Source organism: Kribbella sp. NPDC051936, assembly GCF_040680955.1.
Lineage (GTDB): Bacteria > Actinomycetota > Actinomycetes > Propionibacteriales > Kribbellaceae > Kribbella.
The window spans coordinates 622,239-635,836 of the sequence record NZ_JBFAXS010000007.1; the positions used below are offsets into that span (position 1 = coordinate 622,239).

Here is a 13,598-nt window from a genome sequence, read left to right on the forward strand (position 1 = left end):
CGCGCGCTCATCCCCGTGAGCATTACGCGGGGAGGGACGTGGCATTGTGCTCGCGTGGACGTGGGCCAGGAAGGCAGCGAGTTGCAGGTGCCCGACGCTGAACTGGAGTTTGGGCCAGACTTGGTCATGCACTATTGGGGCCAACCGTTCACGGGCATCGCCTTCGACGTCATGGAGGACGGTACCCGTAGCGAACTCTCTTATGTCGACGGTCGACAGCATGGACCGGCACGGGACTGGGATGCCTCAGGACGGCTCCGAGCCGAGGACTTCTGGCGTGCCAACGTTCGCCATGGCGTGAGTCGTACCTACGACGAGAGCGGTGCTGTGATCTCAGAGCAGTGGTGGGACCACGACACGAGGGTGAACACTCCATCGTCTGACGCGTGAGGCCACAGGCCCACCTCAATCAGCTGCGGCGCTCGAACGCACTCATTTGCCGCCGATGGTGAAGTGCCCATGCCGATGAGTGCGCCGGTCGGGGGGCCGCTGCGAGACTTTCGGCATGGCGTTCCTCAAGCGCAAGAAGCAGCGAGCCAGCGACAGTCCCCAGACGCCACCGGCGGACGAGCGGGCACCCGAGCTCTTCAAGAGCGTGTTAGCGAATCGCTGGGCCCCCTGCGCTCCGAGAGTCGGGCTTCAAGGGCTCGGGCCGCCTCTTCGTGCTTCCTGACGACCGAGACTGGGTAATGCTGGGCTTCCAGAGTTCGAGTGCGAGCAACGCCGAATGGGTGAAGTTCACCATCAACCTTCTCGTCGTCGGCAAGCAGGCATGGGACGACGCGAGAGAACGCTCCCCGCACCTGTCCGCCAAGCCATCGCCGAACAGGATCGGGCCGCACCGCTATTTGCAGCGCATCGGCCACCTCACCCACGGGCGCGATCACTGGTGGAGGCTGTACACCTCGCAGGACACCGAACCGTTGGTCGCCGAGATCTTGGTGGTACGTCACGACGCGGCAGTCCCAAAGTTGCGCCGGGAGATGACGGATCAGAGCCCGGGACCTCGCGGAACCTTCGAGGGAATCAGGCAAGACAACCGCTGAGGCATCTGACTCCGGCGGCCGAAACGTACTCATCTGCCGCCGTTAGTGAAAGGCTCGGAACTGCCGATGTTGAGGGACGTAGAGGATCGGGCCTGAATCCGGCGCTGGACGGCGCCCGGAGACTACAGTCTCGTCATGGTCGATCCGAATGGTGCTGCGGGCTACTGGCTGGAGGGCGGTGTCGAGGCCGGCGCAATGGGCGCCGAGAACGGCTTTCTGCAGGAGGTCGACCGGGTCGTCGAGCTCCTCGGTGAGGACGAGTCGTGGCTGGCCTGGTGGCGAGGGATCAGTACGGCGCCGGTGCTGGAGATCCACCTGATCGTGGTCAGGGCGGCGTACGAGAGGCCCGTCGAGGAGCGCGTGGTTCGCGGCCGGAAGCGGCATCTGGTTGAGCTGCGTATCGACTTCGGCCAGCTCGAGGTACTGGAGCCTGACGAACGCAGACTGCTTGCGCTGCCGGCCGTGCTGGAAGGTGTGTCGCGCGTACAGCGGGCGCTGGACCTGCCTGGTGAGCACCCGGCGATCCCGGACCGTGTGCGGCCCGCTCCACTCGCCGCGGGGACGCTGCGGCGCAGACGTCTCCGCGAACTCCGCGGCGAACCGAACCTCCCGTTGCCGCAGGATCCGTTCCCGCATTGGGATGCCGGCACGTCGACCGTGCGCTCGGTACTACGCCCGCAGGCGGCGCAGTTGACGGCACTGCCGCGCGGCGCCTTGCAGGATCGCGTTGCCGGGGAGCTCGTGGTCGAGATCCACGTTCTGCTGAAGGGTGCTGGCGGCATCCCGCCCGGTGACCCCGGGTATGAGTACGGCTGGATCGACGACATCGAGGACTTTCTCGATGACGAGTCGAGCGACGGCAGCTTCGACATCTACGACGACGGCGACGAGATCGACGGAGCCTACGTCTTCTTCGTCGCCGGCGCCCCAGCAGAGGTCCTGCTGAGCGTCGCCGCGGACGTCGCCGCACTGCCTGGCGTCCCGTCCGGTGCCTTCGCCGTGGTCACCGACGACTCAAGCGAAGAGATAGGCACTGGCCGCCGCGTCGCACTCACCTGAACGAGTCACTTCCGCGGAATCGAACGCTGCGCTGACTGGAGCCAGGGGGACGACGGTCACTAGAAATCGTGCTCCCTGCACGTCATCCGACCAGGCCTGTATAAACGTCCGGACTTGCCGCTGCCGGTGAAGCACGGATTTGCCGAGTTGAGGACGTTGAGCGGGTGGTGGTCAGGGCCGGCCAACGATCGGGAAGGCTCGTTCGATCTCGGTTAGCTGGGACAGCCAGGCTTGTACGTGCGTCTGATCGAGGTCGTGCAGTTCGATGGCCAACCGGTTCCCTACGCCGGGCTGGTCCATGACTTCGCCGGACACCGTCAGGCTTCCGTTCGGCTTGCATTCGATCGTCAGATCAATCCAGTGCTCCATACTCTGCAAGACCGCGGTGCCGGAGAGGTTGTCGTTGATGAACTTCAATCCCTCGGCCAGCCTCTGTAGTTCGTCTGTCCGGAGATCCGCACTGACGTCCGCGGTGAAGCCGCCTGCACGCACCTTGATCGTGGAGCGGATCCAGTTCCCGTCCCAGTAGTCGGAGGCGCCCGGATGCGCCCGACCGAGCACGCTGACGGCGAGATGCTCAGCGTCAAGAGCGCCGAGAACCAGACTGTTCTCCACCGCCCGATCGTCTCAGGCCGCGCTCCCAGACGTCCGGACTTGCCGCTGTCCGTGAAGCACGGAACTGCCGAAATGCGGGTGGGCAAAGCGACGTGCCAAGGTGGGCTCATGTCCCAATACGACGGACCACCGATTCGGAGTGTCTACGAGCCCTCCGGGGAGGAGATCCGGGCATGGGCTTACAGCGGTGCCAAGTGGCCTGAGCAGGACTGGGACATCCTCATGGCCGAGCCCGAGAATCTCGAGGCGCTCGTTCAGCTAGTTGGGGATCCGGGATGCCCATCACGCCGGGACCTGCTCGGAAGCCTGTATTGCACCATCGGTCATTCCGACCATTCAGACTCGCGAATCGCCGCTGCCATCGAAATAGCCGGCCGATCGAATGACCTATGGCTATCTACCTGGGCGCGGCGGTCGAAGCGTGTCATCGACCACCCCGACGAATTCGACCGCGATGACTGGTGCGGGTGGGACAGCATGGCATCGAAACCAGTCGACTAGCGATCGCTCGGATCTGCCGCGGTCCGTTCAAATGGGGCCAATCAGGAAAGTCTGAGGCGCGGCCCCTATATTGCCCTCATGGGGATGTACGTCGCCGTTCGCGGATGGCTTGAGGTCGACCACAAGCAGCGACAACAGGTCGAGCAGATCGTGGCCAAGTACGGCCAGCACGCCTATGCAGGTGGTTGGGCTTTTCCCGTCAAGCCATTCAATTGGACGCTCTACGTGTTCTACGGCGGTGACATCCGGGAATCAGCAGTGGCCTCGTTCCGCGAACTGGTTGCCGAGCTCGCACGACTGGCCCCAGTGGATGAGGACCTGGACATGCCGGCTGGCTTCTTCCTCTTGAGCGACGAACGGCAACAATCGACGTCGTGGACCATCCGCGACGGCCAGTTGATCGAAACTCTTGCCCCGGCGGAACTCCGCTGGTTCGGAGAGCGTCCCTGAGATCAGCGGCACGAACGTCCGGATATGCCGCTGTCCGCGCCTTGTCTCGAGCCGCGCGGTGGCTGTCGTGCCGATGGGCGGCTTGGCGTTCGCCAGGCTACAGACTTCCCGAGTCCGGCCAATTGGACCAGTGAGTATTGGGCGGCAGTCTGGGCGTGTACAGCCTGAGGTCGCCGGTCGTCAGGACATCGGCAATCTGGCGGAACGTCTCAGACTGGCTCGGTCGTGACTCGCCGGCCAGGTCGGGGTGGTTCCACTGGTCCAGCCGCAGAATCTCAGGTATGTCGACCGGGATCCGGCGCCGCAGCTCCCCCTCGTCAGCCAGGAGAAGCTCGCGATGGCGCGGGACGAGCCGACGCAGCACGTCGACCATGTCCTCGCCTGATTTGGCAGCGACCGCGATTTTCTGACCACGAAGCACTACGGGTCCTCCCCGGTACGTCTCGGGCTCGTCGGGGTCCTCTATCTCGTCCCAGTTGTCGACCCGATCGAGGAAGTCGCCGTTGTCGAGGCCGGGTTCGCCGCTGGTTAAGCAGTTTGCGAACACATGGAGCACGTCGATGAGGTTGCCGGCCCGTGGAGAGTAGCCGACCGTCTCGACGATGAGGGCCCACTGCCTAGCGTCATGGTATCCATGGAGCCGCGCGTCGACAGCGTAGTAGTAGCCGTGGCCGAGGTCCGGAAACAGGAACTCTTCGGCTCCGGCGTCGAGCTGTTCGAGGACTTCGGCCGATCGCACAGCCGAGCAGTGTAGTGCGCCACGCCGACGACCGAACTTCCGCATCTGCCGCTGTCGGGATGGAGGCATCCGACCAGCCGCGAGTACTGCGGCTGACGTCGTCCGTGTGCTACGCAGATACCTTCTGCGCCAACCGAAGGAATGACGATGACACCCGCGCATCTTGCCGTCGAGAATGAGGACCTGCCGAAACTGCGGGAGTTGCTCGATGGCGGTGTCGACGTCGAAGAGATCAACGGCGGTCTGACCCTGCTGCAGCACGCGGTCGACGTCGAAATCGACGCACACACCCAGACGGGCGACCCGCTTCACGTCGACGTCACGGCGTACCTACTCGCCCGAGGGGCAGATCCACTTGCGTCGCCTGTAGGCGGCGGGGTGGGTTCTGCTCTCCACATAGCTCTGCTCCACGGTCACTGGCTTGCGATCTCGCTAATCGAGGCCTTCGCTGCGCGCAAGGCGTAGATCCAACGGCCTCATCTGCCGCCGACCGTGTGTTCCTGCCCGGCTGTGCCACTTCGGGCTCACGATCGGAGTATGCAAGACCGGCTCAACAAACCTCTTCGAAGCAGATCTCAAGGTCCCGGGGTGACGCCCTGCCACCGAGGGCCCATGCCCAACCCGGAAGCGCTGCCGCCTGGGCGAAGAAGTCGTCAAGGCTCACGCCGAACGACCATAGGTTGCCCTGCGCCAGGGCCGCTGTTTCGGGAGTTGGGTCCCAGTGAATCGTGCAGCTCAGTTGCCAAAGTGGGGGATCCTCCTGGAGCTGTCCGACGAACTGGCGGGTCAGGTCTGTGTCGAATTCCGGGGTGTCCCGGAACGTGTACGTCCCGAACTGAGCAAGAACACCGTCTCCGTCTTCATCGGCGGGTGCGGCATCATCGGCAGGGATGGCTGCGAATCGGCGAAAGACCTCAACGACAGTCGCTACGTCACCGGACCTGATCGGACCAGAGGTCACGCCGCCGTCGGCCAGCATCGTCAACAAGTCGGCCTCGGCATCGCGAATCAACATGAGCCGATGATGCCCGGCGGTGCTTGGTCATGCTCCACGGACATGCCGCGTTGAGCGCGGCTACGCTCGACCTGACAAGTTGCTGCGATCAGTTCGTTGGTCGCGGAGGCATGTCAGTGCCTCGCATGAGCGCTCGGATCTGCCGCTGTCCGCTCACATCCACAGCGGCGCGGCCCTGCTCGAGCGGCTGGATGGTGGCTGGGGCGGTCCGTTACTGTCCGATCGTGAAGACGGCTCTGCGCATACTCGGTCTCGCCTGCCTTAGTGCGGCCACGGGGTGGGTGTTGCTGGGGCTCCGGGCTTCAGGATGGAACCTGCGCGGTGCGTGGCGGTCGGCGTGTGACCTCTGTAGTCGGCCGGCAGGCTTTCGGTATGCGGGGCCTGTCTTTGGGCGTCAACCGGAGGTCGTTTGCCTGCGGTGTATTGCGGACGGCACGGCTGCCATCAGTCTAGGGTTGCGGGACGGCATCCGAGCTGAGTTCACCGACGTTGGCTGGGGCGTACCCGACGACGTGCCGAAGGCTGTCCGCGAGGAGATCTCGCAGCGAACACCCGGCTTCATCGGCTGGCAGCAAGAACACTGGCTCTACCACTGCGCGGACGCCGCAGCGTTCCTGGGGCGGGTCGGCTGGGACGATGTCAGACCCCTGCCAGATGCTCTCGCCTCGCTGCGAGCCGACCTGGTCCAATTGGGCGTCGATGCATCCGCTGCCGAAGAACAAATCGCCGCAATGCATCGCGACGGCGAGCTGACCGGCTACCTGTTCCGATGCCTCCACTGCGGCACCCACTTTGCCTACTCAGACGCTAGCTAGACGCGCGGATCCGACGCGATCCGCGCGGTCATGCCGATGTGCGGTCGATGGCTGACCGCTCTTGAATCACGAGCGTGGCCGATCGGTACCTCGCACTACCGAACGACCTGCCTTGGCCGCTACTCCGACTTGCGCCCGAACACTCGCTTGGCGACGGAGCCGGTGCCGATAGCGGCGAAGAGGGCGACAAACACCCCCGAGGGAACGCTGCTGAAACTCGAATCGACGCCGTGGAACGTCGCCTCGCCTCCATAAACGCCGACGAACAGCACGGCCACCCACATCGCGACGATCGCCAGCGTGGCCCACATCTCGCGAACAAGGATCCGTGCAGCCCAGCCTCCACTAGGGGACCGAACTGAAGACTGATCTTGCATGGTTGTTGTCATGATTGCCTCCTAAAGGTCCACTCCTAGTCGATCCGGTAGCTAACCCCGCCGGTAGAGCCGGAGGTCAGGCACCGCGTAGGCAGTAGGACCCAAGCGGCTACGCCCAGAGACAACGAGGCTTCGCGACTGTCGTGCTGTCGCGCCAAGATCCGCACAATGCCACGTTCCGCGCATGCCTGAGCGGGCTCACAGATCGTCTTGTGCGATGCTTAGCTCATGGCGAGTTGGGGCACGGTCTGGAGCCGCCTGCGCGCCACGGGGCATGCACTCTTCTACGCGAGCATGGCAGGCGTCTGCATAGCGCTCATCGTGATCGGCGTCATGACATTCGCCGGCCGCGGCCGGCCGGCGTACTGGGGGACGTTCACGGAGACGTCGACCACCTGCTCCGGTCTGCGAGGGGCATGCACCAACTCGGGTCGATGGGTGAGCGACGATGGGGCGGTTGTCAGGGACCGCGTGACGCTCGATGGCTTCGTCGAACGAGGACGCTCTGTGCGGGCGAGTTACCAACCGGGTGGTCCAATGGGGGACGACGACAACGACGTCGTGCACACCGCCTCCTGGTCGAGGGCTGGACTCTGGTTTCCTTGGGTCGGCGCAGCGGTGTGCGCCGCCGCGATCTGGTACCAGCACCGACGGTGGCACCGTCATGCCACGGATCAATGAAGGTGTCTTGTGAAGCGCTCAGCACCGCGAGCTGACACCTATCAACATCGGGCCGGACGGTTGGCATCGGCGGCGCGATCGGTCCTCTAGTCTGATCGAGCTCGAGGCAGTCTCGGTTTGAGGCGATGCAGTTGCCGACGCGAGGACGAGGGATGCGCGCGACGCCAATCCTCGTAGCTCACCACCCGGTCGGCACCGACAACATTGGCAAGGACGTTCCGCTGGTCGTCGGTGAGCCAGATGGCGCAGGAGGTTCCTTCATCGCTGAGGCTGGCGACCTCTCCATAATCGCGCCGCCAGAACGTCGCGTCGTAGGCGTGTGGCGCCACGGTGATGAAGTCGTCCCGCACCTCGGAGTCACTGGTGGACTGGACACCTGTCTGCATGTAGTGATCGTTGCGTTTCGAGTCGGGGACAAAGCGATCGCACAGTCTGGACGCTGCCTCAACGACCTCCGGCGGCCAGTCGCTGCACATGGACCACGGTATGTCCGTCTCGGCACGGCCCATCTCGGCTGCAACAAGCGTCAGTGCCTCGTGGACGGCCACGCCTCGTCTCGCGAAATCCAGACCATCCGACAACAGCAGGTATTCGACGCGCCCATCCTTCACCCGGCGAGTGTCTCAGGGAGTCAGTCAAGACTGCTGAGTCGCGCGCTGACGCGCCGCATTGAGGACGTTGCTGCGTGCTGAGACTCGCCACAGGACGGCGCCGCCGCATGGACGTGGTCCATCGCGTTGGACCTCGATGATTGGTCCTCGGCTCCCCGCGTTCGGGTTTCGCCGCCCATCTCACTAGTCAGGCCATGTCGATGTGCCTAGAGTCGAGAGATGGCCGCACCCTGCGACCCAAGCCGGTCCGTTGATCGAATTGGAGGCGGCGCATGAGCGAAGACCAGGTGGCACGCAACCTCAAGGGTATGGACGACCTTGACTTCACAGGATGGAACAACGCCGATTGGGACGGCGTGTTCGCCCATCATCACACAGCTGACGTGCTGGTCGACTGGAAGGGGACGCCGCCCACGCACGGCATCCAAGAACACATCGGCGCGATGAAGGAGTACGTCGCGTCTGCAGGTGGAACGCCGCCCCAGATCGTGTCCCATCCGATCGGGTTCGGATCGGGTGAGTGGACGTGCGTGATTGGGGAATTCGAGGACGGGAGCCGAATGGTCACCGTCGCCAAGTGGAAGGACGGCGCGATCGCTGAGGAATACATCTGGGCGTGAGCGACGGCGGGCAGAGCTCGGATCCAATCACGACGGCGGCCCTCGAGGCCACGCCCTGTACCGCCTCGATGACCACGGGAAGGTTGGCGCCCGAGTCAACGAAGACGACGTCGTCATCGAGCCTTCTGGGGACGCTTCTCTCTGACCTGGGCCGTCAGCCACGTCGTAGCGTCCAGGGGCAGGATGGCCCAGCCTGCCGCCTGGGTTCCTTGGAGCAGCAGGTCCCCCGGATCCCGCTAAGCCGCGCTGAGTTGAGGGAACGCCCTTCGCCGGGGGCCGCCCACCTGACTGTGTCTCCAGGTGACGCCGAACTCTTCGACCATGCTGGCGCCGGAGTCCGGTTCGTATTCTCTTGCCATGTCTTGGCGCCATGCCAACGGCTGGTCATCCTTTGCTTATGTCGACCAGGACCGCGGCTGCGTCACCCAGAGGATGTGCTCTGGTGGCTGCTCAGTCAGGGTGCTGACCTTGAGCTAGTACGTGCAGCCCCAGCCTCCCCTGACTTCGATGTAGACGCCGAGGTCGACCACGTAACGGGTGCCCGATCACGCGCCCTGACGTGGGATCACGTGGACTTGAAGGGAGCGTCGTACGACGATCCGCCCCAGCCGCCGTCGATCGAGGTATGGCGGTCGGTTCGCCAGCGCGCGACACCAAGACGCACAAGTCTCGCCGGACGCTCCGTCTGCCTGAAGGATGCGTTGATGCGCTGGCCGAGCACCTGAAACACCAGGAGACTGCAAGACCGCCGCTGGCGATCGGTGGAGGCATCACAATCTGGATTTCTGTACATCGATCGGCACCGAACAGGACGCCGCCAACGTCCGGCGTGCATTCCGCCGCTTGGTCGACCTGACACCTGGACTGAGTGCTGCGGAGCGGGCGCCTCGGGGGCTGCGGCACAGCTTCGTGACGTTGCTCAGTGCCAAGGGCGTGAGCATCTCGCAGTTGGCTGGGCAGAAGAGCACCCCGAGTGACGAGACGGTGTACCTGCACGAGTTGCGACCGGTGCTGACCGAGGGTGCCGAGGCGATGGACGAGATCCTGCGCCGGAACCGGTAGTCACTCAGGTCATGCAAGAGGCCGGTCTCCCACTCGGGAAACCGGCCTCTGACCCGCGGTGGAGCTTAGGGGAACCCCTGACCTCTTCCATGCGATGGGCGCGGGTCGCATGATCGCCTACCCGGAACAACGCTCATTTCCTTGCCTGCAAGGCGTTTTCGCCATCCTGGTTAATGCGGGTCGGGCGCCGTTTATACGCGCGGCTCGCTCCAAAATCCTCCCACGCTGGTAGGCGGTCCTGTGGTCTGCCGGGCAACGCGAGCTACCGCATCCAGCTTGGCCGAGCGTTGTCGCGAAGGTGGACTCACGAGGTCGGCCTGATGCCGTTTACAGTTGGCGCCATGCCGCCAACCAGGATCGGTCTGCCTCAACCGGTGCGGCGATGTGGTCGGCGCTGTGTGTCGCTTGCGATTGTCGGGGTCGTCGTGGCTGCCAGCACTGGAGTCTGGTTAGTGTCGCGCCGCGGGCCTGATTCGTCGGCTATCGATTTCCTACCGAGCGATGCCGCTGCGCGGACTGCCTGGCCGGGTTCGACCATTCGGCCGAGAGGATCTGATCCAGTTCACCGAATGTACGAGCGCGGGTCCAGCATCTTGGACATCAAGCTTGCCGATGGCGGGTATCTCGGCGTAACCGCCTTAGATTATTCGAGCAGATCGGGTGCTTGGTTTGCGGCGAAGGTCTTCTCTCCGGGCTGGAATGGCTACTACTGGAACAAGTTTCCCGAGCGCCGTGAGCCAGACGGCGAGCAGACGCGGTCGTTGCCGGATGGCAGTGTCCTGGTCGGTTTTGAGTGTCCGCCATCCCCGGGGAATCAACTGGAATGCGGTCGGTGGATCCTGTGGTGGAAACGCGGCCACGGAATTTGGATGGTCCATTGGGCGCCGATCAAGTTATCGACCACGTCAGCTGCTATTGAGATCTTGTCTCCGCTATGGGACAGCTGATGTCGACGTGAGGCGAGTAGGCTGCCGTTTGAGGCGGCCGTCAAACGGTGACGGTTACGTGTCAAGCGCACGGGCAGACCTCCCGCATCACCCCGATAGCTGCCGACCTCAGATTCGGTGCGGTGCGGGTCAAGGGGCGGAGTTCCTGTAGGGAAGCCGTAGGCGCCCCTGACGCGTTCCGGGCCGGGCGGTCCCTTCCATGATTGCAAGCGGGCGATGCGGGAACCGCGCAGGCCAACAGGGCGGCATGGGCCAGCAAGCGACGGCGAGTGGCCGGCCCTGCCGGCGAGTGGCTGTCACCGACAGGACGTCGAGCGTTGACGGCGAGTTCTCATGTCTTCGACCCGGCACCCTGTCGGCACGTGCGCGCCAAGCCAAGGGACGCGCCCATAGCGCAGCGAAGCGAAATGTGGGCAGGCGGCCCGCCCTGTGATGGCGGCGCGCTCTCGGCCCCCGGGGGCCCGTCTGTCAACGGCAGGTGAAATCTGACCAGTTGGCGGCAACTGAAAACTGACCACCTTCTGGTTCATGGTTCGTCGGTCGCGGCGGTTGGGACGCGGCCGAGGTTGCGGTCTTTGAGTCGTTAGCTGTCGCCTTTGGGGGCGATGACTTCGGCGTGGTGGACGAGGCGGTCGATCATGGCGGCGGCGACGACGTCGTCGCCGAAGACTTCGCCCCAGCGGCCGGAGGGTTTGTTGCTGGTGACGATCAGGCTGGCGCGTTCGTAGCGGGACGAGACGAGTTGGAAGAACAGATTCGTGGCTTCGGGTTCGAACGGGATGTAGCCGACCTCGTCGACGACCAGCAGTGGGTAGCGGCCGAGCCGGACGAGCTCGGTTTGGAGGGTGCCGGTGGTGTGGGCGTCGGCGAGCCGGGCGACCCATTGCGATGCGGTGGCGAACTGGACGCGGTGGCCGGCTTGGCAGGCGCGGATCGCGAGCCCGGTGGCGAGGTGGGTCTTGCCGGTGCCGGGTGGGCCGAGGAACACCACGTTGTCCTTGGCGGTGATGAAGTCCAAGGTGGCGAGGTGGGCGATGGTGTCGCGTTTCAGGCCGCGGGCGTGGTCGAAGTCGAACTCCTCGATGCTCTTGCGGGCCGGGAACCCTGGCGGCGCGGATCCGGCCCTCGCCGCCGTGGGATTCGCGGGCGGCGACCTCGCGTTGCAGGCAGGCGACCAGGAACTCCTCGTGCGTCCAGGACTCGGTTCGGGCCCGGTCGGCCAGCCGGGGCACCGACTCCCGCAGGGTCGGCGCCTTGAGCGAGCGGGTCAGGAACGCGAGTTCGCTTTTCAGGTCGCGGTGCGCGGTGCCGGTCGCTGAGCGGGTGGTCATCACGCCACCCCGCCATCGGTCAGATCGAGTCCAAGGGCGGTGTCGTAGTCGGTCAGCTGCCGCTGCTCGACTACTGGATCGCGGCTGGGCCGGGCGGGTCTGAGGATCTCCAATCGGTCGCGGCGCAATGCCCGGGCCGCGACGAGATGCTCTGCGGCTGTGAGGGTTTGGTGTTTGGCCCAGACCCGTTCGTGGTCGGCGACCAGGCGCCCGTCGCAGAACGCCCGCACCCGTTCCAGGTCGGCGTGGACGTCGATCCGCCGGCCGATCACGCCGGGGTGGACGGAGTAGTCGTTGCTGTCCAGGCGGATGTAGTGATCCCTGGCCAGCCGGGTCGACGACCGCCAACCGACTGTGGGTGGCATTGGCGGCAAGGCGAGCATCGCGGCCCGGTCAGCGACGATCCGACCGGCCGGGCGGCACCCCAACGCACGGTGCTGGCGGGTGTTCGCCCGGACCAGAAACCCTTGGAGTTGGGTGTTGAAATCGCCGGGACCGGTGAAGGTCCGGCCGGGCAGGAACGAGCGTTCCAGGCAGTCGTGCAGCCGCTCGACCAGCCCCTTCGCCTCGGGATCGGCGGGCCGGCAGATGACCACCTTGGCCGCCAGCGTGCCGCGGAACCCCTGACACTCCACAGTCAGCTCGCTGCGCCGCCCCCGCCACCTGCCGATCGCGCCCTCGCCATCCCAGACCAGCACCCGCGGGACCGCGCCCAACGCGGCAATCAGCCGCCACCAGCCGGCAAACAAGTCCTCCGCCTGACGAGACGGATCAGCACCGCCGAGTCCCAGCGGGCATAGCCGGTGACCATCGTCAGCACCGGCAACTTCTTCGCGGTCCGGGTCTGGCCGAACCCGACCGGCAGCACAATGTCGGGGAACCAGAAATCACACTGCGCGATCTCACCAGCCGCATAGCTGGTCCGCGACGCCGGATCCGGCGGCAGATACACCGGCCGCAACTCCGCCACCCGACCGCTCAACGTCCGGATCGAGTACGGCCAGCCGATCCGCTCAGCGATCACCGTCGACGGCATCATCGGAAACGCCCGCAACAACTCCCGGATCCGCGGCTCGAACCCATCCACCACCGAACCCGCAGACCGCCTCTCGTACCTCGGCGGTCCATCACTGGCCAACGCCGACCTCACCGTGTTCCTCGAGATCCCCAACACCCGCGCGATCTCCGAAACCGACACACCCTCAGACCGACGCACCGCCGGATCTCCGCCCAGTCCTCCACGCTCAACACCTGGCTCCCTCCCCGGCTCGCTACAAGCCAGGGTCCCGGGAAGCTGGTCAGTTTTCAGTTGCCGTGCACTGGTCAGTATTCAGCTGCCGCCGACACCGTCTTGGTCACAACATGAAGGGCAGGACCGCTGGATCACGTCGGTACTCGCGATGGACGGCGACGAGCGGGAGAAGCTGCTCACGTGGGTGCCGTAATCAAGGCCACCATCGAGAAGGTCAGCCGGAGGCTGAGACGCTTGCGGCCAAGTCGGTGGGAGGCGAGCGCTTCTCCCAAATCTCTCCCACCGGGGCCTCTAACGAAAACAGGCCAAGGGCGAAAGTGCCTTCTGAACTGTCAACTCTTGCGGTGGAGCTAAGGGGATTCGAACCCCTGATCTCTTCCATTGTCAACGCCGGTCGAACCTTGACCCAGCTGTTCCGGGTGAAGGTTGACCCACCCGGTTTGGTTGTTGGTTGTTAGTCGTTGGTTTTGGTGGCGG

General features: G+C 64.8%; 15 protein-coding genes and 2 pseudogenes. 10 read left to right on the forward strand and 7 right to left on the reverse strand.

Annotated elements, in window-relative coordinates; genetic code table 11:
* The first annotated feature begins 54 nt into the window (after positions 1-54).
* From AB0L64_RS27345 to AB0L64_RS27355, 3 genes are all read left to right on the forward strand, one after another.
* Positions 55-390, forward strand: coding sequence for a hypothetical protein (locus tag AB0L64_RS27345; protein ID WP_363714500.1), 336 nt, complete (start codon positions 55-57; stop codon positions 388-390).
* Positions 391-605: 215 nt separating this feature from the next.
* Positions 606-1,046 (forward strand): DUF4304 domain-containing protein, encoded by a 441-nt coding sequence (locus AB0L64_RS27350; RefSeq protein WP_363714540.1) that lies wholly within the window; start codon positions 606-608, stop codon positions 1,044-1,046.
* Positions 1,047-1,181: 135 nt separating this feature from the next.
* Positions 1,182-2,105, forward strand: a complete 924-nt coding sequence (locus tag AB0L64_RS27355) for a hypothetical protein (RefSeq protein WP_363714502.1) — start codon at positions 1,182-1,184, stop codon at positions 2,103-2,105.
* Positions 2,106-2,276: 171 nt separating this feature from the next.
* Here the strand turns inward: AB0L64_RS27355 and AB0L64_RS27360 are convergent, their stop codons facing one another.
* Positions 2,277-2,720 carry a hypothetical protein gene (locus AB0L64_RS27360; protein ID WP_363714504.1) on the reverse strand — a complete coding sequence of 148 codons (444 nt, stop codon included), beginning with the start codon at positions 2,718-2,720 and terminating at the stop codon, positions 2,277-2,279.
* 108 nt (positions 2,721-2,828) lie between these two features.
* On the opposite strand from AB0L64_RS27360, the gene AB0L64_RS27365 reads away from it, so the two are divergent.
* Together AB0L64_RS27365 and AB0L64_RS27370 are read left to right on the forward strand one after the other, a co-directional pair.
* Positions 2,829-3,221, forward strand: a complete 393-nt coding sequence (locus AB0L64_RS27365; protein WP_363714506.1) for a hypothetical protein — start codon at positions 2,829-2,831, stop codon at positions 3,219-3,221.
* A 78-nt stretch (positions 3,222-3,299) separates the two neighbouring features.
* On the forward strand, positions 3,300-3,671 hold the full coding sequence (locus AB0L64_RS27370; RefSeq protein WP_363714508.1) for a hypothetical protein: 372 nt from the start codon (positions 3,300-3,302) through the stop codon (positions 3,669-3,671).
* 97 nt (positions 3,672-3,768) lie between these two features.
* On the opposite strand, the gene AB0L64_RS27375 is transcribed toward AB0L64_RS27370, so the two are convergent.
* Entirely contained in the window at positions 3,769-4,410 is a 642-nt protein-coding gene (locus tag AB0L64_RS27375; RefSeq protein WP_363714510.1) for a hypothetical protein, read from the reverse strand.
* A gap of 147 nt (positions 4,411-4,557) precedes the next feature.
* Here AB0L64_RS27375 and AB0L64_RS27380 point away from each other — a divergent pair, with 147 nt between their 5' ends.
* Positions 4,558-4,875 (forward strand): ankyrin repeat domain-containing protein, encoded by a 318-nt coding sequence (locus AB0L64_RS27380; protein WP_363714512.1) that lies wholly within the window; start codon positions 4,558-4,560, stop codon positions 4,873-4,875.
* Between the two features lie 85 nt (positions 4,876-4,960).
* Here AB0L64_RS27380 and AB0L64_RS27385 read toward each other — a convergent pair whose 3' ends face one another.
* Complete coding sequence (locus AB0L64_RS27385) at positions 4,961-5,425, reverse strand: hypothetical protein (protein ID WP_363714514.1); 465 nt, start codon at positions 5,423-5,425, stop codon at positions 4,961-4,963.
* 191 nt (positions 5,426-5,616) lie between these two features.
* On the opposite strand from AB0L64_RS27385, the gene AB0L64_RS27390 reads away from it, so the two are divergent.
* The gene (locus AB0L64_RS27390) at positions 5,617-6,240 is read left to right on the forward strand and encodes a CbrC family protein (protein WP_363714542.1); all 624 of its coding nucleotides are present in this window, start codon (positions 5,617-5,619) and stop codon (positions 6,238-6,240) included.
* A 119-nt stretch (positions 6,241-6,359) separates the two neighbouring features.
* On the opposite strand, the gene AB0L64_RS27395 is transcribed toward AB0L64_RS27390, so the two are convergent.
* Both AB0L64_RS27395 and AB0L64_RS27400 read right to left on the reverse strand, forming a co-directional pair.
* Positions 6,360-6,629, reverse strand: a complete 270-nt coding sequence (locus tag AB0L64_RS27395) for a hypothetical protein (protein ID WP_363714516.1) — start codon at positions 6,627-6,629, stop codon at positions 6,360-6,362.
* Positions 6,630-7,384: 755 nt separating this feature from the next.
* On the reverse strand, positions 7,385-7,909 hold the full coding sequence (locus AB0L64_RS27400; RefSeq protein ID WP_363714518.1) for a hypothetical protein: 525 nt from the start codon (positions 7,907-7,909) through the stop codon (positions 7,385-7,387).
* Positions 7,910-8,181: 272 nt separating this feature from the next.
* Here AB0L64_RS27400 and AB0L64_RS27405 point away from each other — a divergent pair, with 272 nt between their 5' ends.
* From AB0L64_RS27405 to AB0L64_RS27415, 3 genes are all read left to right on the forward strand, one after another.
* Complete coding sequence (locus AB0L64_RS27405; protein WP_363714520.1) at positions 8,182-8,529, forward strand: hypothetical protein; 348 nt, start codon at positions 8,182-8,184, stop codon at positions 8,527-8,529.
* A 909-nt stretch (positions 8,530-9,438) separates the two neighbouring features.
* Positions 9,439-9,591, forward strand: a complete 153-nt coding sequence (locus tag AB0L64_RS27410; protein ID WP_363714522.1) for a hypothetical protein — start codon at positions 9,439-9,441, stop codon at positions 9,589-9,591.
* Positions 9,592-10,160: 569 nt separating this feature from the next.
* Complete coding sequence (locus AB0L64_RS27415) at positions 10,161-10,538, forward strand: hypothetical protein (RefSeq protein WP_363714524.1); 378 nt, start codon at positions 10,161-10,163, stop codon at positions 10,536-10,538.
* 583 nt (positions 10,539-11,121) lie between these two features.
* On the opposite strand, the pseudogene istB reads toward AB0L64_RS27415, so the two are convergent.
* Together istB and istA are read right to left on the reverse strand one after the other, a co-directional pair.
* Positions 11,122-11,869 (reverse strand): annotated as a pseudogene (gene istB, locus AB0L64_RS27420) (IS21-like element helper ATPase IstB).
* A pseudogene (gene istA / locus AB0L64_RS27425) lies at positions 11,869-13,120 on the reverse strand (IS21 family transposase). The pseudogenes istB and istA overlap by 1 nt, the downstream one beginning before the upstream one ends.
* Positions 13,121-13,598: the final 478 nt, after the last annotated feature.

Coding starts and splice junctions, on each gene's coding strand:
- AB0L64_RS27355 (WP_363714502.1), top strand. CDS start 1,182: ATGGTCGATCCGAATGGTGCTGCGGGCTACTGGCTGGAGGGCGGTGTC.
- AB0L64_RS27365 (WP_363714506.1), top strand. CDS start 2,829: ATGTCCCAATACGACGGACCACCGATTCGGAGTGTCTACGAGCCCTCC.
- AB0L64_RS27370 (WP_363714508.1), top strand. CDS start 3,300: ATGGGGATGTACGTCGCCGTTCGCGGATGGCTTGAGGTCGACCACAAG.
- AB0L64_RS27380 (WP_363714512.1), top strand. CDS start 4,558: ATGACACCCGCGCATCTTGCCGTCGAGAATGAGGACCTGCCGAAACTG.
- AB0L64_RS27385 (WP_363714514.1), bottom strand. CDS start 5,425: ATGTTGATTCGCGATGCCGAGGCCGACTTGTTGACGATGCTGGCCGAC.
- AB0L64_RS27390 (WP_363714542.1), top strand. CDS start 5,617: ATGGTGGCTGGGGCGGTCCGTTACTGTCCGATCGTGAAGACGGCTCTG.
- AB0L64_RS27395 (WP_363714516.1), bottom strand. CDS start 6,629: ATGACAACAACCATGCAAGATCAGTCTTCAGTTCGGTCCCCTAGTGGA.
- AB0L64_RS27405 (WP_363714520.1), top strand. CDS start 8,182: ATGAGCGAAGACCAGGTGGCACGCAACCTCAAGGGTATGGACGACCTT.
- AB0L64_RS27415 (WP_363714524.1), top strand. CDS start 10,161: ATGTACGAGCGCGGGTCCAGCATCTTGGACATCAAGCTTGCCGATGGC.